This window comes from Flavobacterium sp. OHVDL-2026-0007 (assembly GCF_059882335.1).
The window spans coordinates 4,272,335-4,294,957 of sequence record NZ_CM187612.1; the positions used below are offsets into that span (position 1 = coordinate 4,272,335).

16 protein-coding genes are annotated in these 22,623 nt (G+C 33.6%); 8 read left to right on the plus strand and 8 right to left on the minus strand.

Features of this window, described 5'->3' with window-relative positions:
- Positions 1-12 precede the first annotated feature (12 nt).
- The 3 genes from AC51AA_RS17565 (at position 13) to AC51AA_RS17575 (ending at position 5,883) form a co-directional block, all read left to right on the plus strand.
- The gene (locus AC51AA_RS17565) at positions 13-3,117 is read left to right on the plus strand and encodes a SusC/RagA family TonB-linked outer membrane protein (protein WP_500703491.1); all 3,105 of its coding nucleotides are present in this window, start codon (positions 13-15) and stop codon (positions 3,115-3,117) included.
- A gap of 21 nt (positions 3,118-3,138) precedes the next feature.
- Positions 3,139-4,830 carry a RagB/SusD family nutrient uptake outer membrane protein gene (locus tag AC51AA_RS17570; protein ID WP_500703492.1) on the plus strand — a complete coding sequence of 564 codons (1,692 nt, stop codon included), beginning with the start codon at positions 3,139-3,141 and terminating at the stop codon, positions 4,828-4,830.
- Positions 4,831-4,977: 147 nt separating this feature from the next.
- Positions 4,978-5,883, plus strand: a complete 906-nt coding sequence (locus tag AC51AA_RS17575; protein WP_500703493.1) for a carbohydrate kinase family protein — start codon at positions 4,978-4,980, stop codon at positions 5,881-5,883.
- Between the two features lie 109 nt (positions 5,884-5,992).
- Here the strand turns inward: AC51AA_RS17575 and AC51AA_RS17580 are convergent, their stop codons facing one another.
- Genes AC51AA_RS17580 through AC51AA_RS17595 form a run of 4 tightly spaced genes read right to left on the minus strand, consistent with a single transcriptional unit; the run spans position 5,993 to position 9,385 of the window.
- The gene (locus tag AC51AA_RS17580) at positions 5,993-6,460 is read right to left on the minus strand and encodes a DUF1456 family protein (RefSeq protein ID WP_500703494.1); all 468 of its coding nucleotides are present in this window, start codon (positions 6,458-6,460) and stop codon (positions 5,993-5,995) included.
- Between the two features lie 36 nt (positions 6,461-6,496).
- Positions 6,497-7,585, minus strand: coding sequence for an aminotransferase class I/II-fold pyridoxal phosphate-dependent enzyme (locus AC51AA_RS17585; protein ID WP_500703495.1), 1,089 nt, complete (start codon positions 7,583-7,585; stop codon positions 6,497-6,499).
- On the minus strand, positions 7,545-8,558 hold the full coding sequence (locus tag AC51AA_RS17590) for a dipeptide epimerase (protein ID WP_500703496.1): 1,014 nt from the start codon (positions 8,556-8,558) through the stop codon (positions 7,545-7,547). The genes AC51AA_RS17585 and AC51AA_RS17590 overlap by 41 nt, the downstream gene beginning before the upstream one ends.
- Before the next feature lie 23 nt (positions 8,559-8,581).
- Positions 8,582-9,385, minus strand: coding sequence for an alpha/beta hydrolase (locus AC51AA_RS17595; RefSeq protein WP_500703497.1), 804 nt, complete (start codon positions 9,383-9,385; stop codon positions 8,582-8,584).
- Between the two features lie 56 nt (positions 9,386-9,441).
- On the opposite strand from AC51AA_RS17595, the gene AC51AA_RS17600 reads away from it, so the two are divergent.
- Positions 9,442-9,843 carry an excinuclease ABC subunit B gene (locus tag AC51AA_RS17600; RefSeq protein WP_500703498.1) on the plus strand — a complete coding sequence of 134 codons (402 nt, stop codon included), beginning with the start codon at positions 9,442-9,444 and terminating at the stop codon, positions 9,841-9,843.
- Here AC51AA_RS17600 and uvrB read toward each other — a convergent pair.
- The 4 genes from uvrB to AC51AA_RS17620 all read right to left on the minus strand — a co-directional run bounded on the left by uvrB (position 9,840) and on the right by AC51AA_RS17620 (position 15,768).
- Positions 9,840-11,831 carry an excinuclease ABC subunit UvrB gene (gene uvrB, locus AC51AA_RS17605; RefSeq protein ID WP_500703499.1) on the minus strand — a complete coding sequence of 664 codons (1,992 nt, stop codon included), beginning with the start codon at positions 11,829-11,831 and terminating at the stop codon, positions 9,840-9,842. The two genes, AC51AA_RS17600 and uvrB, sit on opposite strands and share 4 nt — an antisense overlap.
- An 84-nt stretch (positions 11,832-11,915) precedes the next feature.
- Complete coding sequence (locus AC51AA_RS17610; RefSeq protein ID WP_500703500.1) at positions 11,916-12,860, minus strand: alpha/beta fold hydrolase; 945 nt, start codon at positions 12,858-12,860, stop codon at positions 11,916-11,918.
- A 74-nt stretch (positions 12,861-12,934) separates the two neighbouring features.
- On the minus strand, positions 12,935-13,885 hold the full coding sequence (rlmF, locus tag AC51AA_RS17615) for a 23S rRNA (adenine(1618)-N(6))-methyltransferase RlmF (RefSeq protein ID WP_500703501.1): 951 nt from the start codon (positions 13,883-13,885) through the stop codon (positions 12,935-12,937).
- An 800-nt stretch (positions 13,886-14,685) separates the two neighbouring features.
- Positions 14,686-15,768: an AbiH family protein gene (locus AC51AA_RS17620; protein ID WP_500703502.1), complete on the minus strand. Its 1,083-nt coding sequence runs from the start codon at positions 15,766-15,768 to the stop codon at positions 14,686-14,688.
- A 1,222-nt stretch (positions 15,769-16,990) separates the two neighbouring features.
- Here AC51AA_RS17620 and AC51AA_RS17625 point away from each other — a divergent pair.
- From AC51AA_RS17625 to AC51AA_RS17640, 4 genes are all read left to right on the plus strand, one after another.
- Positions 16,991-19,045 (plus strand): hypothetical protein, encoded by a 2,055-nt coding sequence (locus AC51AA_RS17625; RefSeq protein ID WP_500703503.1) that lies wholly within the window; start codon positions 16,991-16,993, stop codon positions 19,043-19,045.
- A gap of 554 nt (positions 19,046-19,599) precedes the next feature.
- Complete coding sequence (locus AC51AA_RS17630) at positions 19,600-20,334, plus strand: hypothetical protein (RefSeq protein ID WP_500703504.1); 735 nt, start codon at positions 19,600-19,602, stop codon at positions 20,332-20,334.
- A 137-nt stretch (positions 20,335-20,471) separates the two neighbouring features.
- Positions 20,472-21,344, plus strand: coding sequence for a hypothetical protein (locus AC51AA_RS17635; RefSeq protein WP_500703505.1), 873 nt, complete (start codon positions 20,472-20,474; stop codon positions 21,342-21,344).
- A gap of 192 nt (positions 21,345-21,536) precedes the next feature.
- On the plus strand, positions 21,537-22,460 hold the full coding sequence (locus tag AC51AA_RS17640; protein WP_500703506.1) for a DUF6731 family protein: 924 nt from the start codon (positions 21,537-21,539) through the stop codon (positions 22,458-22,460).
- Positions 22,461-22,623 lie beyond the last annotated feature (163 nt).

The window sequence follows — 22,623 nt, forward strand, 5'->3', positions numbered from 1 at the left end:
AAACCATTAATTATGAAAAGTAAAATTATTTATTTTCTATTTTTCTTCCTTCCAGTGCTGATGATGAGTGCACAGGAAGGCGGGATTAAAGGAACGGTGGTTTCGTCAGATGACGGAATGCCACTTCCTGGAGCCACTATTATTATTTCAGGAACCAATACCAGTACAGTAGCCGATTTTGATGGAAATTTTTCTTTCCAAGAAATTGATGCAGAGGCCACAATTGTGGTTTCTTTTATCGGATATGGATCGCAATCGATTCCTGTTAAAGGACAAAACCTAATCAAAATAACACTAAAACCGAATAACAATCAACTGAATGAAGTTGTAGTAACAGGTTACTCAAAACAGAAAAAGACCGATATTACTGGTGCTGTAGCCGTTGTGGACATGAAACAAGTCATGAAACAACCAGAACCTAATCCCATTAAAGCGCTGCAAGGAAGAGTGGCCGGGGTGAAAATTTCGTCTGATGGTTCTCCTAGTGGAGGAAATACAAAAGTGATCATTCGTGGTGTTGGAACTTTAAACAACACAGATCCTCTTTATGTAATAGATGGTATGCCTACCAAATCAGGAATGCAGGAATTAAACCCAAATGATATTGAATCGATTCAGGTTTTAAAAGATGCATCCTCGGCTAGTATTTATGGTTCTCGCGCCTCTAATGGGGTTATTATCATCACGACCAAAAAGGGAAAAGAGGGTAAAATGAGAATTAATTTTAATACGTATACTTCTCTTTCTAATTATTCAAGAAAGTTAGAGGTACTCAATGCAGATCAATTTGGTCAGGCATTATGGCAAGCCAATATTAACGATGGTCAAAACCCAAATAGTAATAACTTACGTTATCAATTTGATTGGGCTGTAAATAACGGTAAACCACAATTAAATAAGATATTGATTCCAGAATATTTAGATGCGGCTAAAACCCTGAAATCAGCAGATACAAATTGGTATGATGCGATCTCGCAAACTGGAATAGCTAAATCGTATGATTTATCGGTTTCCAATGCTTCAGATAAAGGAAGTTATGTTTTTTCGTTGGGGTATTATGGAAATGAAGGTGTGGTCAAAACAACGGATTTTGAAAGAATTTCGGCCCGTATGAATAGCTCTTATAAGTATTTCGACGGTAAATTGGTTATTGGAGAAAATTTTTCCATGAACCGTACCAACGAAGTAACTGATCCGGGAGTTTTAGAACAGGCGCTTCGTGCTGTGCCTATTATTCCAATACGTACCGTTGACGGTAAAGGTTGGGGAGGACCTGTTGGAGGAATGAACGACAGGCAAAATCCGGTTCGTCTTTTAGAATATAATAAAGACAATAAATACGATTATTTGCGTCTTTTCGGAAATATGTATGCTGATTTAGAAGTAATCAAAAATCTTCATATTAGAAGTAGTTTTGGTATCGATTATGGGTCTTATAAAAAACGCACTTTGCAACGCAGTTACCAATCAGGTTATTTGCAAAACGATCAGTCATCGGTGACTATTGATCAATCGGTGAGCGATAAATGGACATGGACCAACACGGCAATTTATAGTTTGAATTTCGGAAAAAGTAATTTGAATTTAATGGCAGGAACGGAGATGTACAAAGAGATGTTTGATACCACGACTTTACGTAAAAACGACTTTTTGATTGAAACACCAGATTATATGTATCCTGATGCAGGAACAGGAGAATCATTTACAAGTGGAACATCAACATCCTACTCTTTGCTTTCTTATTTTGGAAAGGCGGATTACGAGTTTGATAATCGTTATTTACTTTCGGCTACAATTCGTCGCGATGGTTCATCTCGTTTTGGTAAAAACAATCAATTCGGAACTTTTCCAGCGGTTTCAGCTGGGTGGAGAATCAGTAATGAAAATTTCATCAAAAATAATGCGCCAGTTTTCTCTGATTTAAAACTGCGTGCAGGATGGGGACAGACCGGAAATCAGGAAATCAGTAATACAGCGGTTTACAGTTTGTATTTGGCTAGCTATGCTGGTGGAAGTCCGACTTGGGCGACCTCTTTTGGTACAGCTTATGATATTGCAGGAAATGGAAATGGATTACTTCCTTCGGGTTTTATCGCTACGCAATCGGGTAATGATAATTTAAAATGGGAAACCACTACGCAAACCAACATTGGTTTAGATTTTGGATTATTCAAACAAAAATTAAGCGGATCGGTTGATTATTACATCAAGAAAACAGAAGATATCTTGGTATTACCACCATTTTTAGGCGTAATAGGTGAAGGTGGAAATCGTTGGGTAAACGGTGCTTCGATGGAAAATGAAGGATGGGAATTTACTTTAGGATACCACGATGAAACTTCATTTGGTTTGAAATATGATATTTCAGCTAATGTGTCAGGGAACAAGAATAAAATCACACAATTGCCGGATGAAGTAAGAAATAATTATGGAGGAGACGGATTGAATGACAATATTTTGGGTCGACCAGTTAATTCAATGTACGGTTATGTGACTGATGGATTATTTAAAAGCCAGAGCGAAGTAGACAACTCAGCCATTCAGGAAGGGAAAGGATTGGGAAGAATTCGCTATCAAGATTTAAATGGAGATGGAGCTATTACCGATAAAGATCGTACATGGATAGGGAATCCAAACGCTCGTTTACTTTATGGGTTTAATTTAGGATTGAACTATAAAAATTTCGATTTCTCGACATTCTGGGAAGGGGTAAGTAATGTTGATGTAATCAATAATACGAAGTTTCAAACTGATTTTTGGAGTGTTGATGACGTAGGGTCTAACAAAGGAACTCGATTGTTGAATGCGTGGTCGGTAGATAATCCAAATTCTACGATTCCAGCTTTGACTACTGTAGATAGAAATGCAGAGTCTAGATTCTCCACTTATTACGTGGAAAATGGAAACTATCTTAAGTTACGTGTTTTGCAATTTGGATACAGCTTGCCAAAAGATGTATTGAAAAAAATGAATATGGAAAGCTTTAGATTCTTCATCAGTGGGCAAAATTTATTGATCCTTGATGCTAAAAATTTCACGGGTGTTGATCCTGAGAATGCAGGCTTTGGTTATCCGCAGTCAACCACCTTTACAGCTGGTCTTAATTTTACTTTATAATAAAAGATTAAATCAAAAAAAATGAAAAAAATAGTATATATAACAGGGTTTTTTGTGCTGGGATTACTTGCATCCTGTTCCGATTTTCTGGAAAATAATCCTCGAGGCATATTAGCTGAAGAAGATATTGTTACGCCAACAACGGTAGAAGGGTTTATGAATGCCGCTTATGCACAGTTAGGAAATGATCATTATGATTCGCCTTACAGTTTGTGGCCTTTTGGAAATGTGCGTTCTGATGATGCTTACAAAGGCGGAAGCGGAACCAATGATCTTCAGGATTTTCACTTTTTTGAAGTGTCTAATAATATCAGACCTGATTTTGGTGAGTTAGATTCTTTTTGGTATATTAGTTATGTAGGAGTTTCAAGAGCTAATAAAGCATTGAAAGCACTAGAGCAAATTTCGGAAGCTGATTACCCGCTCAAGAAAACACGTATCGCTGAAATGCGTTTTTTAAGAGGACATTTTTATTTTATGTTGAAAATTATGTTTAGAAATGTTCCCTATATCACCGAAGATATTCCAGTGGAAGACTATAAAACGATTTCGAACAAAGCGTTGACAAATGAGGAACTTTGGGAAAAAATTGCCGAAGATTTTCAAGTAGCCGCGGCTAATTTACCAGAAACACAACCACAAGTTGGACGTGCTACTCAAAAGGCTGCTTATGCTTATTTAGCCAAAACTCGTTTGTATCAAGCTTATACGCAAGATGAGACATTTAAGGTTACGGGCATCAATCAACAACATTTACAAGAAGTGATTGCCGCAACAGATAAAGTGATGGGGAAAGCAAGTTTAGAGCCTGATTTTGCCAATAACTTTTTGCCAGGAAACTTTGAAAATGGAGCAGAAGCGCTCTTTTCGATTCAATTTTCAGATAACGATGGTACTTTATATGGAAGATTAAATTTTTCAGATGTACTTTCTACTCCGCAAGGTTTAGGATGTTGTGATTTCCACAAACCAAGTCAAAATTTAGTAAATGCTTTTAAAACCGGTAGCAATGGTTTACCAGAATTTGATACCTATAACAATCAGGATTTTGATTATAAAAATGTAGCGGCCAATACGGTTGATCCTAGATTGTATCATACCGTGGCTATGCCTGGTTTGCCTTATAAATACGATCCGGAATTTTTATATGTAGAGGCTTGGGTGCGCTCTCCGGGGACTTACGGCTATTTTGCTTCCTTAAAAGAAAATGTAGCACCAAGCTGTAGTTGTGTAGTGAATATTGATCCATTTTATGGAAATTCTAAAAACAGAATACAAATTCGTTATGCCGATTTGATTTTGATGCGTGCGGAAGCTTTAATTGAATTAGGAAGACAAACCGAAGCTTTACCACTAATCAATCAAATTAGAGAAAGAGCTGCTCAAAGTACAGGAAGACTTCCCTATGTAAATAACTTTAAAATCAATACGTATGAAGATGGGGTTAATTGCAACTGGACACAAGATTTTGCTCGTAAAGCCATGCGTTGGGAGCGTCGTTTAGAATTGGCCATGGAAGGAAATCGTTTCTTTGATTTAGTTCGTTGGGGGGTTACGGATCAGGTAATGAATAACTTCTATGCCGGTGAAAAAACAAAACGTGCATACTATCAAGATGCCTTTTTTGATGCGCATAAAGAAGAGTACTGTCCAATTCCATTGAAACAGATTAATTTCAGTCAAGGGTTATACAAACAAAACCCAGGTTATTAATTTGTAAAGTCTTGGTAAGTGTTGATCGGACCGTAATTAGAGAAGGAGCAAGAGGAGATGAAAGCTAATTACGGTAAGAAAAACAATAAATGATTATAAGCTTCAGTTTATACAAGTAGAATAACATTAATATAAAATAATTTTAGAATGAATAACGGAAAAAACCTTAAGGCAGTGGCCTACGGAGAGGTGCTTTGGGATGTTTTTGCCAATGAAAAAAAGATTGGTGGAGCACCACTAAATGTAGCTTTACGTATGAAGACATTAGGTTGGGAAGTGGCCATGATTAGCTGCGTAGGAAAAGATGAAGATGGGAAAGCGATTATTGATCAAGTAACAAGTTTGGGGCTTGAAACCACGGCTATTATGCAAACTGAAAATTTTCCAACCGGATTAGTCAATGTGACTTTGAATGAACGTGGTTCTGCCAGTTATGAAATTAGTTATCCATCGGCCTGGGATAAAATTGTGTTGAGCGATTTTGCTAAAAAAGTAGTGGCCGATGCTGATGTTTTAATTTATGGTAGCTTGGTTTGTAGAGACCAGGTTTCTAGACAATCTTTGGAAGAATTGCTGAAAACAAAGGCTTATAAGGTTTTTGATGTCAATTTAAGGAAACCTCATTATACTTACGAAATCCTAGAGCAACTGATGCATTCAGCTGATTTTATAAAGTTCAATGATGAGGAATTGTTAGAGATTGCTGCAGCGATGCAGTCCCCTTTTACTAGCTTAGAAGATAATATGCGCTTTTTAGCGGAACAAACCAATGTAAAAGCAATGTGTGTCACTAAAGGAAAACATGGCGCTTTGTTGATGTGGGAAGGACAGCTTTATGAAAATGAAGGTTTTCCCGTTGAAGTGGCGGATACAGTAGGAGCAGGTGATTCTTTCTTAGCCGCTTTAATTGCCTCTTTGCTTAGTGGGAAAACACCCCAAAGAGCAATTGATTTTGCTTGTGCCGTTGGAGCTTTAGTGGCTCAGGCACCTGGAGCAAATCCGGAGATTTGCAGTACTAAAATTGACCATTTAATGTTAAATAAAAAAGTGTAAGAAGCGCACTATTCTAAAAAAAGAAATCCATTCAATTTTTGAATGGATTTCTTTTTTATACTACTTTATTGAGATTCACAAGTGAAAACCTTGTCAACTAAAATCGCTGTTATGATTTTTTGTTTTTACCGTTTTTGTAGATTACTTTCTCTACTACTTGTACTTTAGGTGCCGTTTTCGTGTTGTTTTTCTTGAAAGGCTTTTTCGCTGCTGGGCCAGTTTTAGAAGGTTTTTGATCCCCTCTTCCTTTTTCAGCATCTTTAGCGCTAGCGGTAAATTCCGGTCTTTCTTTTGTACTGTCTTTTTTAGGAATTTCTGCTTTATGCTTGGCTAAAACGTCAGTCGGGTTTTTTGGGTTTTCTTTGGTTCCTCTTAAATGAATTACCAATCCGTTCAAGAAATTACGCAAAACCTGATCACCACATTCCATGTAATTTTCATGATCTTCGGCTCTAAAAAAAGCTCCCAATTCTGATTTTGAAATTCTAAAATCTACTAATTCTAAAATTTCAACTATTTGGTCGTCACGGAGCATTAAAGCTACGCGAAGTTTTTTTAGGATATCGTTGTTCGTCATCGTTTAATTTTTTACAAAGGTACGTTTTAAAAGCAATTAGAGGGCAATTTTAGATTTAGAATTATAGTGGTTCAAAATGGTTATTAATTTGTCTAAATCTTCATGGAGATGATGGGCTGTAATGACTATTCTACTGATGTCTTTAGCATGCTGCTGATAGTTAAAATTAGCAATAATAATTTTGTTTTCCTTTAAAATTTCAATGATTTTTTCATCTTCTACATACAGTAGAGGATAGTTTTTATCAAAGTGGATGCTGTGACTTTTATGCAGTTTTTGTTCGATATAATGTAGATTCTCCAATAACTTTTGATGTTGAGATTGGTAAATGGATGAAGCATCAGCCAAGGTTTGCACAAAAGCAGGATTCATACCAGCAGCAGAGACAAAAGTAGTCTGCTTTTTAATTTGGTTAATAAAAGAAGTATCACTGGCAATAAGTCCACCAGTTAAACCCAATGCTTTCCCCAAAGAAGACACCATGATTTTTCGTTTGAGAGGTAGATGGATCTCGGCATATATTCCCGAGCCATTGGCACCCAAAATCCCTAAAGAATGTGATTCATCTATAAGTAGTGTAATTTCTTTATGAGGGGGAATCTCTTTTAAAACGGTTAAATCAATCGCTTTGGTTTGATAGGAGGGTACGCCATCGGCAAGTAGGGTGATTCTTTCTGGTGTTTTGTCTTTAAGTCTTGGATGTAATTGATCTGCTATAAAAAGGGGGAGACTATTGCTAGCTTGGATAGCCGGATGAGTGTTGGGAAAGTGAAAGTAACAGTCTGTTTGTTCGTTAAGGAGTTCAATAGCTAGCTTCCCTGCCAACATGCCCGATGAAACGGTAACGGCCGCCTCGGATTTGATATGTTTGGCTAAAAAAGTTTCGCCCTGTTCGTAAGCGCTAAGTTCTATATTGGCACTTCTAGAACTTCCATAAGTGGTTCCCCACTTTAGAATGTTTTTCACAACCAATTCTTGAAAAGCATCAAGGGTAGGCAAACCTAAATAGGCCGTTCCTCCAAAATACAAATACGGCTCTTGGTTAAGTGTTATAATTCGATCTGGAAATTGGTCCACTTTCATGTTATTCGAGTAAAGTAACACCGGTTCCGTTTTGTTCTGCATAATGGATTACACCATTTTTTATCGTGACACCAGTAGCAATATCTTCAGCCAAAAGCAAGGCGCCATCCATATCCACATAATCAAGTTGTGGTAGTAAATGCGCAATGGCTGAGATCCCCACTGTAGATTCGGTCATACAACCCACCATCGTTTTAAGGCCTAGCTTTTTAGCCTGTTCAATCATGCGTTTGGCAGGGGTTAATCCACCACATTTCACCAATTTCACATTGACACCATGAAAATGGTTAAAGCATTTGGCGACATCTTCTTCAAGAATACAGCTTTCATCTGCGATTATAGGTAAAACGGAATGTTTAAAAAGTTCTTTATGGCCTTCCCAATGGTCCGCTTTTAAGGGTTGTTCTAAAAATTCTACTCCTAATTTTTTTAATTCAACAGCATTATGAAGTGTTTCTTCAACGGTCCAATCACAATTAGCATCAATTCGAAAAATAGCGTCAGTATGTTTTCTGAGTTCTTTTACAATGGCGATATCTTCTTGGGTACCTAATTTGATTTTATAGATAGGCCAAGGTAGTTCTTGCATTTTGGAAACCATTTTTTCTATAGAGGCAATACCAATCGTATAATCAGTGAGCGGATTGTTTTGGGGATCGTAGCCCCATAATTCATATAGTTTCTTACCTTTTTTTCGAGCATATAAATCCGTATAGGCCATATCCAAAGCGCATAAAGCAAACATATCCTGTTTTAAAAACGGATAGATTTTGGCCCAGAATACTTCAGGTGTTTCGTCTTGAGTGTTTTCAATAAGGGACCTAATTTTTTCTAAATCCTGCATCATTACGGGAACCGTTGTTTTGTAGTAGGGATTTGAAGTGGCTTCTCCAAAACCTGAAAACCCGTCACTTTTGAGTTCTACTATTAACGAAGGTTGAAAATCAATGGATTCTCTTGAAATCGTGAAGGTATGTTTTAGTTTTAAATTGAATGCTCTTAAAATTAGTTCCATATTAGTTTCAATTAAATTAGTAGTTAATAGCCCAGCCAAAGGACCGCTTGTACAAAACCATCTCGCCAGAGTTTTTCGTTATGTACCCCGTCCTTTACAATTTTTGATTGGGTGAGATGAAGACAATAACAGCGTTTACTATCTAATAAACGCTCCATCTTCGTCATGTCTTTGACCATGTCGTCACTTTCTTTGTCTCCACATAAAAAGTAAATTTTGGTTTTGATTTTAGGCAGTTGTGCTGTTTGGGTATAGATTGAATCGGAAAACCAGAAGGAAGGAGAGAAAACACCGGCTTTTCCAAAAACTTGAGGGTATTTTAAAACCGCGTAAAAAGAGAACAGTCCGCCAAGAGAACTTCCCATAATAAGGGTGTTTTTTGGTTTGGGTTTGGTTTTGTAGTTTTGGTCGACATAGGGTTTTAAGGTTTGGGTAATAAAATCAAGGTAATGGTCTGCATTTCCACCACCGTATTTATCATTTTTATAAGGGGTTAGTTCTTCTAAACGTTTATCATTTCCATGTTCAATACCCACCACAATGACAGGTGCTTGTAAGCTATCGAGTTTCTCATCCACATTCCATTCACCAGCATAAGCAGTCTTAGCATCAAATAAGTTTTGAGCATCTTGCATGTAAATGACACTGTATTTTTTGGTGGAAGCCGCATAATTTTCAGGTAAATAGATCCAAATTTTTTTGTTTGTTTTGAGTTGTGGAGCCTCTATGGTAAAGGTGGAAACATTTTTGGAAGCCGTACTTTGTTGTTGGGCATTTACCAGTATGCTAAGCGACAAAAAAATAAAAAAGAAAGATCCTCGAATCATGAGTTCTCTTGTGTTTTAGGTTTAAAAACAATATTTTAGCTAAAAATAAGAAATAGATGAATACCCAAGAAGAAAAGAGAAGTTTACTTTTAGAAATGATCGCTTTCTCCACAGTTGATGGTCAATTGCATAAACGCGAATTGGCATTTTTGTGGTTGGTTGCCCAGGAGCTAAAGATTGATTCTAAAGTTTTTCAGGATCTATTTCATCAGGAAAATCCCCCTCAAATTATAAAATCAGAATTCCAACGTATTCAACAGTTCTACAGATTGGCATTAATCATGCATTGTGATGGTATTTTGCACAAAAAAGAGGCCGTAGCCATACAGCAAATCGCCATTGAAATGGGGTTGAGTCCAATTGCTGTAAAGCGGGTACTGGATTTAATGGAAAAGGCACCACATGCCATGATAGATCCTAACCTTTTATTGAAAGTCTTTCAGGAACAACACAATTAAACCAATTGCTCTTGTAATTTTTTAATAGCATCCCTTAATTTGGCAGCTTGTAAAAAGTCCAATTCTTTTGCTGCTTTTTCCATAGATTTTCGCTTCTCACGAATGGCTTTCTCCAATTCCGCTTTAGATAAATATTCTTTTTGAGGTTCGGCCGCAGTAGGTATCGGATGACCTAGCTCCAATTCCACCAATGGATTTTTAGTAAAGGCACTGTCGATTTTTTTGTTTAATGCCTGAGGAGTAATACCGTGTTCTGTATTGAAGTTAATCTGTCTGGTTCTACGATAATTGGTTTCGTCAATTGTTTTTTGCATGCTTGCCGTAATTTTATCGGCATACATAATGGCCTTTCCATTTAGATTCCTAGCGGCGCGACCAATGGTTTGGGTCAGTGATCGATGACTACGTAAAAAACCCTCTTTGTCGGCGTCCAGTATGGCCACCAGTGAGACTTCAGGTAAATCTAATCCTTCACGAAGCAAGTTGACTCCAATTAATACATCAAAAATACCTTTTCGTAAATCCTGCATAATTTCGATACGCTCTAAAGTGTCCACATCCGAGTGAATATAACGGCAACGAATGTTTACTTTAGTTAAGTATTTGGCTAATTCCTCAGCCATTCTTTTGGTCAGAGTGGTGATTAAAACTCTTTCGTTCAGTTCGCAACGAAGGTGGATTTCTTCGATCAAATCATCAATTTGATTCAAACTAGGTCTGATTTCTATAATAGGATCTAATAATCCGGTAGGACGAATCACTTGTTCAACATACACCCCATCGGTTTTTTGCAATTCGTAATCGGCAGGAGTAGCCGATACGTAAATGACCTGATTTTGCATGGCTTCGAACTCTTCAAATTTCAAAGGTCTGTTGTCCATAGCAGCAGGTAAACGGAAACCGTATTCCACTAGATTCTCTTTACGGCTACGGTCACCACCATACATGGCGTGCACTTGTGAAATCGTAACGTGACTTTCATCCACAACCATTAAATAATCATCAGGGAAGTAGTCTAACAAGCAGAAAGGGCGAGTACCAGCCTCTCTTCCGTCTAAATATCTAGAGTAGTTCTCAATACCGGAGCAATAGCCCAGTTCACGAATCATTTCTAAATCAAAATTGGTTCGTTCTTCAAGTCGCTTTGCTTCTAAATGTTTTCCTATTTCTTTAAAATAATCAACTTGTTTGACCAAATCTTGCTGGATTTCCCAAATGGCACCTTGTAGCACATCTGGTGAGGTCACAAACATATTGGCAGGATATATGGTCAGTTTGGGGAACTTTTCAATTACTAGAGATGTCTTGGCATCAAAAGATTCTATTTCTTCAATTTCATCGCCAAAGAAGTGAATTCTAAAGGCATCATCGGCATAACTAGGATATACTTCCACAGTATCGCCTTTGATTCTGAAATTTCCGGGTGTAAAATCAGCTTCTGTTCTGGAATATAAACTTTGGACCAGACTGTGTAATAATTTGGTTCTGGAAATAACTTGGTCTCGGTGAATTTCAATTACATTTTTCTGAAATTCAACAGGATTTCCAATACCGTACAAACAAGAAACCGAGGCTACTACTAAAATATCACGACGTCCTGATAGTAAGGACGAAGTAGTACTCAAACGCATTTTTTCGAGCTCTTCATTGATCGATAGATCTTTTTCGATAAAAACCCCCGTTACAGGCATAAAGGCTTCGGGTTGGTAGTAATCGTAGTAAGAAACAAAATATTCGACCGCATTATTGGGGAAAAATTGTTTGAATTCCGAATACAATTGTGCTGCTAAGGTTTTATTGTGGGCTAGAACCAAAGTGGGTCTTTGCACTTCTTGGATCACATTGGCAACCGTAAAGGTTTTACCGGAACCCGTAACTCCTAGTAAGGTTTGATATTTTTCGCCATCGATGATGCCTTGGGCAAGTTTTTGGATGGCTTGTGGCTGATCTCCTTTTGGACTATAATCTGAAGCTACTTGAAAATTCATTTTGAACGGATGAAAAGTTTTGTTTTGTAAAGATACTAAGTTTGGATTCTATAAAATAAATTAGGCTAAAATTATCCAAGAGCACTATTCTAAAAAACGAAGCATAGCCTCATTTACATTTTGGGATTGATCAATGCTTAAAAAATGTCCCGCATCTTTTATCATTAGGGTTTTACTATGTAGAAGAAATTTATCGGCCCGTTTTAAACTTTCTTCGGAATTAATAACATCGTGATCACCAATTAAAATCAAAACTGGATTTTTGATAGATTGCAATTCGTCTTCTGAAAAAGGCTGCATTTGTAACATACTCGAATTTGATTTAGCGTATTTATTGGCCAAATAAAATTGTCTTTTATAAATAGGACTGATTTTTTCGGGATGTGTGGAGAATGTTTTTAAGGTTTTTGTGAATTTCTTTTCAGTGGGGAAAAGTTTGAGCCATAAAGCGGAAGATGTTTTTCTGGGTTTGTCAATAAACTTAAAGGTTTGAGCTGGGCTTAACAAAACAATTTTATCAATCGAATTGACTTTTTGAGCCGCTAATAAGGTGGCAATCCAACCGCCGCGAGATGCTCCGACCAAATCAAAGTTTTTTAGTTGGTAATGAGTGAGGATTTCATTGTACCAATTCACTATTTCTTCTGAGGAAAGCGCCTTGGTAGCCAAAGTGGATTTCCCAGGTTCCATCAAAAAATCGATAGCGTAAATGCGGTGGCTTTTGGTTAAGGTTTTAATATTGGGATACCACATGGTGGAACTGGCATCCATTCCATGGAGTAAAACTAAAGCTTTACCATTTGTAGGACCCGCCATTATAATATGTGCTGTTCCGTAACTGGTTTTTATATTTTCTTCCGTATACGGAATTCCCCAGAGTGGTAAGGCTTTATCGTAAGAGTTGGAATACGCTTGTTTTTCGGTTTTTGTTTTAAAAACATAATCGTCAAATACTGCTTTTTTGGAGGAAGCACAGCTTACAAGCAAAAATAGCGTCGCTAATTGGAGTAATACTTTTGTCGTAGCCATAAAATTCAATTTACATTAAAGGTACAACAAAGAGAGATTCTAAAATAGCAGAATCTGAGTTTAAAGTATCACAATTACAACTTCCAGGCTTTTTGTTGGGCTTCTGTCAAGAAAGTCCAGGCTACAATTCGACTGTTTTTTTGACCTTGTGCCATGTCGATTGTTTTGATTGAAGCCGCATTTACCTTGTTTAATGTTTTGTATATGCTGGAAAGATTTTCTCTTTTAGACACTAAAGTAGTAAACCATAAACATTGCATGGCATATTTAGTGCTTTCATAAATCATTTGTGTGACAAAGCCAATTTCGCCACCCTCGCACCACAATTCAGCATTATGACCTCCGAAATTCAAAACGGGATTTGTTTTTTTCTTCTCCTTCGGATTTAAATTAGATACTTTTCTGGAAGCACTTTGGTTAGCATCTTCGGCAGAAGAATGAAAAGGAGGATTACACATCGTAAAAGTAAAACGATCTTCCGCTGTAATGATGTTTTTGAAAATAAAACGAGATTCGGTTTGTTGTTGCAAACTGATGGCATCAATTAATTTAGGGTTGGCTTCGATAATACTACTGCAATTTTCAATTGCTCTTTCATCGATATCCGTACCCACAAAATTCCAATCGTAAATGGCATTCCCTAAAATTGGATAAATACAGTTGGCTCCTGTACCAATATCTAAACCTAAAACTTCTGCAGCCTCAGGAAGATTTCCATTGTTGGTATCTGTTAGTAAGTCAGCTAAATAATGAATATAATCAGCTCTTCCAGGAATAGGAGGGCAAAGATAATTCTGAGGAATATCCCAGTTTTGTATATCGTAATAAGTTTGTAATAAAGCTTTGTTAAGCATTTTTACCGCTATAGGATTACTGAAATCAATAGTTTCAATTCCATGCATGTTAATGGCAACATGCTCTTTTAATTCTGGGCAATTTGCAATAAGGAGCTCAAAATCATATCGGGAACGATGAAGATTTCGAGGATGTAAAATATCTTTTTCAGAATTGTCTATTGCTTTCATTTTTGTGAATTTCCGTGCAAAGATAGTCATTACTTATTCGGAAAACGAACTTATAAAAAGGAATGCCTTAGTCCTTACCGTAGTATCATTCAATTTTTGGAAGACTTCGCTTCAGAAAATAGAATTGTACTTTGGGATATAATTGGTCTTTATGGCTTTAATAGGTAAACTATACGTTGGTATAACCGGTGTTTTGAAGCTAGGTAAGAGGGAATAAGAACCTTACTATTTCAACGTTTAAAGTCGTTGATTTTAAAGTTTTTTTAAAACTTCTACTAAGGGCGAAAGAGGCTCCGAAACCTTTATTTTAAAATCCCTGTAAATATGGGCTCTTAAAGCTTTTTTTTTAAATAGGTGCACTAACAAAATTTGATAAAAATTATAAAGCAGAATTAAGAAAAAAAGATTGGAGAAAAAAACAAATTTCTAATCTCCCCTAATGATTTCTTATTTAGTAGTTGGAAGCATTCAGATATCCAATCAGATTATAGAAGATTATTATGCTATTATAGCATGCCCATGTTAGTTGTAAAATATTACCATAATTAAAATAAAAAAAGAAGATACTCTGCTGGAATTTAGAATCATAATCATAGCCTCTGGGGTTTAAAAAATATAATAAAAGTTATTTCCATTTTTTTTTTTTTTGAGCTTTTAAATTTTCTCAAATATTTTCCAGAATAACTTTTCAACGTACACAGTTAGTGAGATACTACCATAATTTTAGTGGGGTTTACATCTTTAATAAGATGTATTAATGTTTTGATGAGATATGACGTTTAAACGAGATTATTTCTCTTTCAATATTTTTCATGTGGCTGAGGCATCGGAGCAGATTTATTAAAAGGAATAATTTTTTTTCTCATACTTCCTTTATTAGTAAAATGCTTAGAAATATCATATGTTTTATTGGTGAAGTCTTTTCTATCACTATAATAGAATATCTTTATAGATTTGCAATTTACATGTTCAAACACTTCTTTTAACATTGTTCTATCAGATAAACCTAAAGAATGACCAACAGAATAAACTTGAAAAGATGACTCTTCTAAAAATTTCATTAAATCATGATAATTTGAAGCATTAAAATAACCAAACGATTTAATATGTGTTAGTAGTTCATTGGTTTTTAGTTCTTCAAATTCTAGATAATTTTTATTATACTCATCTCCAAATCCAAATATTATAGGATTTTCATTCGTATCAAGTTTTCCATGAATGTAAGTAACTGCTGCATTCTGATTCATATACTTAGGTTTCGAATAAGCTTCTACTGTATTTGTGTAATTAAAACTTAAAAACAGTACCTTCATTGGTTTTTCATCATTTTTCATATTATACCCTACTACTTCGCTTGCTATAATACTCTCGTAAAACAAGTCGTATAATTCTTTCGAATGAAAAGATGAAATTGGCATTTGTATTCGAAGTAAATAATCTTCAAGTTCAATTTTTAAAAAATCAAACTCCTTATTAATCTTATTTACATTTTCAATTCTATAACCTGTTTGTAGTGACTTGCATTTTAGCAGTCTTTCAAAATAATCATTTTCAAGGTCTACCCAATTAAGCGTATTAATTTTTTGAATAGTTTCTTTCAAAAATGAAGATTTAAATTCAACTGTAAAATAATTACTGTTTTGCTCTAACTCTTTGAGATGTTTTAAAGCGACATCCGGTTTTATACTTTTGTGCTTATCTTCAGGACTATGTCCGTAGCCAGTGCTTCTGAAACGTATAGAAAGCAGAAGATCGTTATGATTATTCGTTTTATAAAAATTATTTATTGCTCGTGCTATATAATCGGATATAAAATGGCAATAGCTAGTTTTTAATCCATGAGCCAGATCAAAGCCATTTCCAACCAGAATTAATCTATTCATTATTTTTTTCGTTTTTATATCTAAATTATACTATCCATCCCACAGATCTAAGAAGTGCTCTTATGAAGCGTTGTGCGAATGTTTCCTAAATATGCACTAGTAATCTTGCTTGATCAAATAAACAAAAAAGATATTCATTAAAGAAGTAGTTTTTGTTTTTTAAGAGTAACTATTAAATAAAAATCTGGAAATTAGTCTAACGATTTGTTTAAGTGTCTGAAATATCAAAAAAAACTAACCAGTTCCGTAAGAATTTTGTTGATTTTTATCATCTGAGTCAAAAAATGATATCAAAATATGATCTAAATTGTAAAGAATTAATAAAAGATTATTAAGTATATAATAGGAATCGAATCCCAATATTGTAGTTAACTAGAATAATGATGACAGTAGTGTCAACAAAAACTTCTTTTGAAATTTATCAAAAAACAAATTCTAAACTTTTATTTATTAAGTGACGATTTATCCTATATTTGGTTCAATGAATAAAGACTTAATATATTGGATTTTTCATATTAATATCGAATTCTGAAAAATAAAATATCAATAATCATGGAATATAGTTTATATTTTAAATATATACGTGAAAGTGAAATAAATAGAGTTATCTTAAAGAATCTCGAAGATTATCTATCTGATAAAAGTGAAGTAAAGTCAAATGAACTTGAAGTAAAGATAAAATCTCGGTTATCAGTTATAAATTATTCAGAATGACTTTATGTACAAGATAAAACCTAGGATTTTTATTTTTTTTAATGAGTGGAGTCCTTTTCATTGTGAATATTAGAACTCGCAAAATTAAAACGATAGAATTTAAAATAAATCGTAAACATAACATTTAATATGGGTTAAGAGATTTTATTTCAGAATCCATAATACAAATCACAAATGGGCTGATCGACGGTCATGCATGCATTGAAATAAAGACGTCTAGATGAGAGGGTGTCGAAAATAAATACAGGAAAATTCATCTTAGCTTTGATATCCAATACCACCAAAGAAGTCAACGACAAATTGGTAGAAAACTAACTGTTGCTCAAAATTTCCAAGTTGAGGTTAAAAGTAAAAATAGTTCAACAACTGTAATTATGAATAGAATTCAATATTAATATTTTTATAGCTGTAAGTCGTAAAAGTTAATTTTGATATAGGGGTGAAGAACAAGCCATAATGGTTTAAAGAAAATGGGGGCATTTTATTAGAAAATAATTAGAAAAGAAATATGAAATTAAAGGAGCTTTACAAGCATAGAACAGATTTTACAATAATAGGACTTACAGGGAGAACTGGCTCGGGCTGTTCACAAATTTCAGATTTACTGAGTAAAGATTTTAACAATTTGAGTAGAGGCTTACGCCAAGCTGATAGTTTTTTAGATCCAGTGTTTAAAAGAAAATTTGAGATTACCAAGAATTATTTGTCCTATGGGAGCAATTGGGAACAATATGATATAATTGAGTATAAAAAAGTTTTACTATTATACGTTATAAAAAAAACAGGGCAAGATTATGGAAAAATTAGAAATCTATTAAATAAATGCTACAGAGAAAGTAAGTCTGAAGATAATAAAGAATTGGTTAAAAAAAAGTTTGTGGATTTACAAGATACTTTTAAAAAACATGAAGCTTTATTAGAATGTATCAATCAGTTAGTAAGTTTTAATAACATTAAAAATAATGATAGTTTATCTTCTTTAAATAAAATATTTTTCGGTGAAGAATTTGCGGAATTTTCAAATGATTTTATGCAAATTCTTGAATCTGACGGAAACTACTTTAGAAGAACCTGTTTTTTACATTATGTTTCATGTAACATTAGAAAATCTAAAAAATCTTCTATTGATAGTAATACAGATCCAAATAATGTCTATACAATCGCCGAGGTCATAAATAAAATTATAAAAGCAAGAAATAAATTTAATATTGCGCAGTCTAAATCAACAAAAATTGTAATTGATTCTCTAAGGAATTCGCTAGAAATTACTTTTTTTAAGGAACGATATTCAGCATTCTACATGATTGCAACTAAAGATATTCTGGAAAATTCAAAGGAAAGGTTAAATGAAAGATTTTTAAAGAAGATACCTGATGAATTGGAGCGTATGGAGCTTCTTGAAAAATTAATAGATTTAGATGAAACGGAATATAAAAATAAAGACTTTTCAAAAGGAGTATTTACCTCACCAAACGTAGAAAACTGTATTCAGAAAAGTGATTATCATATTTTTAATCTTAAGGTTGATCAAGTGAAATCTTTTTTGGAATTATTTGAAAAAGAACATAATGCAACAATTATTGAAAAAAATAAGATTTCTGACACTTTCTTAACGAGGGAAGAACAGTTGATGAAACTTATTTCACTTATTTACCAACCAGGATTAATTACTCCGAGTGCTTGTGAAAGAAATATGCAGATTGCTTACACGGCAAAATTAAATTCGGGATGTATCTCAAGACAAGTAGGAGCGGTTATTACGGATAAAAATTTTATAGCTAAGTCAATTGGTTGGAACGACGTAGCTAAGGGGCACACACCTTGTAATCTAAGAAATGTTGAGGATTATTTTAATGGCAATATTGTGGATAGTGTTCATTATAGTGAATTTGAGAAAGGTAACATTACAAGTACGTCTGATTACAAGTATAAAAACAGTTCTGTTTCCAATTTTAAGGATGCAATAGTAGATTATTTTGAAGAGGATTTTAATCTTAAAAAAGAAGAGCTAAATGGAAAAAATTGTTCGTTTTGTTTTAAATCTATACATAATCATTACGAAGGAGAATCAAATCAAGTACATACTAGATCGTTACATGCTGAAGAAAATGCAATGTTGCAACTTACTAAGTTTGGTGGATTAGGAATTGAACATGGTATGCTTTTTACTACTGCTAGTCCATGTGAACTATGTTCAAAAAAAGCATATCAATTAGGTATTAGAATTATTTATTATATAGACCCATATCCAGGAATTGCAGTTGATCAAATACTTCATGGTGGAAGTATTAAGCCTATTTTATTTCCTTTTTCTGGAGCTATTGGAAACTCATATCATAAATTATATGAACCATATTTATCTCCTAAAGATGAAATAACTATGACTTTAGAAATGGATAATAAAAATATTAATATAAATCAATTTAAAAATATTTTAAAAAAAATTTATCCGAAGTACGAACAGATTAAAAATATTAAATCATTAGATGATGTGCAGATGATTATAGAACAAGGTCTTTCCAAATTTGAGAATATTTTAGATGTCGTTGAAAATCCAAAATAGCAAAATTAATTTTTAAATTGACATACTTTTTGGAATAGAGTCAAGTTTTAATTGGTGATAGATAGCTGTCATTTGTAAGTTGACGTTACCGACATTTCAGTTGATACACTATTTCAAAAGGTATGTAAATGGAAGAAAATATTTATCAAGGTTCTTAATAACTTCTTCTTATATTGTTTTGATTTTCTTTCGTTTTCGAGCTCTTTGTTTAATATATTCCTCCGGCCACTTTTTATAAACCATATCTTTTAGATAAAGTTTTCATCAATTAATATATGTTTTCGTGAAATCGAGCAAAGGAATTTTAGATAATTAATTTATCTTCGAACATAATCTGAATAAAAAGTATGTGTGAACCCTCCAGAAGAATTGATGGAAAATGAAGAATAGTGACATATTTATTGCGAAAAACGACTAAAACAACGGATTTAGGCAATTAGCTTAATAAAAAGTTGGTTTTGTAAGTGCGATGATTTGGCAAATACGAATAATGGGCTTAATTTAGTCGCAAACCTGCTGTAAAACTAGAAAGGTAGGTAATGTTACCATACACTATGAAAAAAACTGTAATTATTTTAATAATATTACTTCTAACTCTTCCAATTTTTTCACAAAATTTGAAGGATCAAAATACAACTAAACTTAAAGAGGTTATTACATCTAAATCTGATTCGCTAGAAAAAGAATTATTATTTTATAAAGTTAAAGAAGATTATTATACTGCTGCTTTATCTGACCAAGCAAATAGATTTACACTTATCATAACTGGAATTCTTGCCTTGTTTGCTATAATTTCATTCGGTGCTTTTAAATATGAGGTTTTGAAAATAAGAGAAGAAACTGAATTTAAATTGAAAAAGCATAAAAAAGAAATTAGAGATTATAAAAAACAACTCTCGGATATTAATACTGAACTTACAGGGGCTAAAGCTAACTTATCAACTTCAATTGCAAAATATTTTGAAAAAGAGAAAGACCAAGTTAATGCCTTTTTTTATTACTTGTCAGCGGCAAAATCTCATGGGGATTCAAGGTGGTCTAAAGACGTGAGTGATTCAGATGAATCAAATAGTGTGCCTTTTGAGATATGTTTAGTAAACTTAGATTTAGCTATACATTGTTTAAGTAAAATCACTACTACTAAAGAAAAGACGAAATTAAAATTAAAACTTGATTTTGTAAATAAACTAATAGATTATATGCACAATTTTGACAATTATAAAATAAAAAAAGTTGTTTCAGAAATAAGACTCAAATACCTAAACTTGATAGAAAATAACATTGCCTAGTAGCTACAACGGATTTTGGTAATTGGCCTAATAGGAAGTTAGTTTTGCAAATCCGAAAATAGAGCCTAATTTAGTACCAAAACCGCTATAGTCTCAAAATGTAGGTAAAAGGTTAAGGAAATATAGAACATAAGATCATGAATGAAAAAGATTGGCTTTCAACGGAAAAACTTGTTAGATTAATTGAGAAATCCATTTCACCTGAGTCAATAGTAGAACACAATGTTTTATTACCTGATTTGACTTCTAAGACAAATAAGAAAAGACAGTGCGATGTTGTAATAGTGACTGGAAATCTAGTACGGCAGACAAAAACAATTGTTGAAGTTCAAAATCGAAAGTCAAAGTTCAATCTTACTTTTTTTCAGGGCTTACTTCAAAAAATGAGAGATGTTGGAGCTCAACATTTAATTTGCGTATCAACTGCAGGATTTAGTAAGACGATAATAGAAAAAGTAAGAGAACTGGGTGGTACTGTTCGTTTAGTAACATTGACAAAACATGAACCATCTCATTTACCAATTGATTTTGTTCAATTAAAAGTAATCCAAAATTCTTGTTCTTATCACTATGAAGATTTTCCAAAAATGAGTTTTAAAGAGAATTCAGGAGAATTAATTCCGTTAACACAAATAAAGTTTCAAGTTTCGGCAATAGCAAATAAAGAATTTGATATTTCTCAATTGGCAGAGCGATTTGTAAATATTTTAAAACCAGAGAAAAGCGGAATATACGTAATGGTTTTTCCGTCGCTTGATTCAACACTAAAAATTCGTTATAATGATCGGATCTTTGATGTACAAAAATTTGAATGGGATATTCACATAGAAGTTACCCGACGTGATATTCCTATTGAAGCATATAGCTATGAACAATTAGATTCGGGCTCGCTCGCGTGGGTTTTGGAAGGGAGAACTTCCGTAAACGGTAAGTCCAAAATTGTCAGAATGCCTGTACTACCAGGAAAAGATAATACTTTTGTAATTGAAAAAATTTTAATTAGTAAGTAAGTAAAACCAAACACTTAAAGGCCGTTTGGTGCAATAGTTGAATTAGCTTAAACCAGATAGGGATTTGACTAGATAATATTATCTTAGCAGGAAACAGATCATTCAGACAGTCGCTACTGTATGAAGAGGTGGAAACATTATTGGCAAGCGTCCAGATGTTTCAGGAGAAATCGTAAATAAACCAAATAAAAAATGGCAATAAGAAAAAAGAAAGTAGAATTCTATAAAGTCGTTTTAAAAACTTTAGATGACAAAAAATCTGACATAAAACTTGATGAAATTTTATCTTCCAAAGTAATCTTAAATAAAGTAGTATATTTAAAAGGTAAAGATTTAGAACTTAAAGTGTTTGCAAATAATGACGATTATTTAGTTGGTATTATCGAAACCAGTCGTAATAATAATTTGCCGCCAAAAAAAAGTAAAAAAGCAAAAACTTTATCTAAACTTGGCTTAAGCGTTGACGAAGGATTGGCTTATGGAAATGTATTTCTATTTGATAAAAAAAGAAATATTTTAATGTATGAAGTTAATAAATTTGGCTGTTATCTTGACCACTTCATAAACTTTATATATTCAGTTTTAAAGGACACTACTCTATTTAAAAAGTTTAAAATAAAATTAGAAGTAGTTTTGACATCGGATGAATATAATCGAATTGTAAATATGAATTTTCACAAATCTGTTGAATTTCAAATTGCAAATCCTGATAAAATGATGACGGAATTTAAGCATAAAAATGGAGCAATTTACGATCTATGCGAATCTGCTAGTAAATTTAATTCATCACGTGTTTTTGCAAAATTTGAAGTTGAAGCAAAAAAAACAACAAAAGGTTTAACGACAAAAACTGTTAGAGAAGTTGTAAAGGAAGTAACTTCGTTACTTCAAGGAAGATCAGCAGAAAACATTCAGAAAGTAATTGTGACAGGTTATGAAAATGATGTTGAAAAGTTACGAAAAATAGATTTAATTGCGGATAGATACATTAAAGAAATAGCATTAGACGAACCTAGAGAAAATAACGATTTATTAGAAAAACAAAGAACGGATGCAATAGTAAGTTTACATAAAGGATGCTTAAATGATTTAGATGCTATTTTTTTAGGTAATTGAAATGGATAAAACAATTGGATATTGGATAGAAAGACTTTCTGGATATATTTCAGCTGTTATTATTATGTACTTTGCTTTCGAGAATTGGGAAAAATTTGATTTTATAAAAAGTGTAGATTTTTTAGAGAAAATAATTTCAATAACAACTACACTTTTTGGTTTC

Bases quoted from the DNA above. Each gene is read 5' to 3' on its own strand.
- AC51AA_RS17585 (WP_500703495.1), bottom strand. From the start codon at position 7,585: ATGCAGAACAAAACGGAACCGGTGTTACTTTACTCGAATAACATGAAA.
- AC51AA_RS17590 (WP_500703496.1), bottom strand. From the start codon at position 8,558: ATGGAACTAATTTTAAGAGCATTCAATTTAAAACTAAAACATACCTTC.
- AC51AA_RS17565 (WP_500703491.1), top strand. From the start codon at position 13: ATGAAAAGTAAAATTATTTATTTTCTATTTTTCTTCCTTCCAGTGCTG.
- AC51AA_RS17640 (WP_500703506.1), top strand. From the start codon at position 21,537: ATGGCAATAAGAAAAAAGAAAGTAGAATTCTATAAAGTCGTTTTAAAA.
- AC51AA_RS17595 (WP_500703497.1), bottom strand. From the start codon at position 9,385: ATGATTCGAGGATCTTTCTTTTTTATTTTTTTGTCGCTTAGCATACTG.
- AC51AA_RS17630 (WP_500703504.1), top strand. From the start codon at position 19,600: ATGAAAAAAACTGTAATTATTTTAATAATATTACTTCTAACTCTTCCA.
- AC51AA_RS17610 (WP_500703500.1), bottom strand. From the start codon at position 12,860: ATGGCTACGACAAAAGTATTACTCCAATTAGCGACGCTATTTTTGCTT.
- AC51AA_RS17575 (WP_500703493.1), top strand. From the start codon at position 4,978: ATGAATAACGGAAAAAACCTTAAGGCAGTGGCCTACGGAGAGGTGCTT.
- AC51AA_RS17600 (WP_500703498.1), top strand. From the start codon at position 9,442: ATGAATACCCAAGAAGAAAAGAGAAGTTTACTTTTAGAAATGATCGCT.
- AC51AA_RS17620 (WP_500703502.1), bottom strand. From the start codon at position 15,768: ATGAATAGATTAATTCTGGTTGGAAATGGCTTTGATCTGGCTCATGGA.
- AC51AA_RS17570 (WP_500703492.1), top strand. From the start codon at position 3,139: ATGAAAAAAATAGTATATATAACAGGGTTTTTTGTGCTGGGATTACTT.
- AC51AA_RS17625 (WP_500703503.1), top strand. From the start codon at position 16,991: ATGAAATTAAAGGAGCTTTACAAGCATAGAACAGATTTTACAATAATA.
- uvrB (WP_500703499.1), bottom strand. From the start codon at position 11,831: ATGAATTTTCAAGTAGCTTCAGATTATAGTCCAAAAGGAGATCAGCCA.
- AC51AA_RS17580 (WP_500703494.1), bottom strand. From the start codon at position 6,460: ATGACGAACAACGATATCCTAAAAAAACTTCGCGTAGCTTTAATGCTC.
- rlmF (WP_500703501.1), bottom strand. From the start codon at position 13,885: ATGAAAGCAATAGACAATTCTGAAAAAGATATTTTACATCCTCGAAAT.
- AC51AA_RS17635 (WP_500703505.1), top strand. From the start codon at position 20,472: ATGAATGAAAAAGATTGGCTTTCAACGGAAAAACTTGTTAGATTAATT.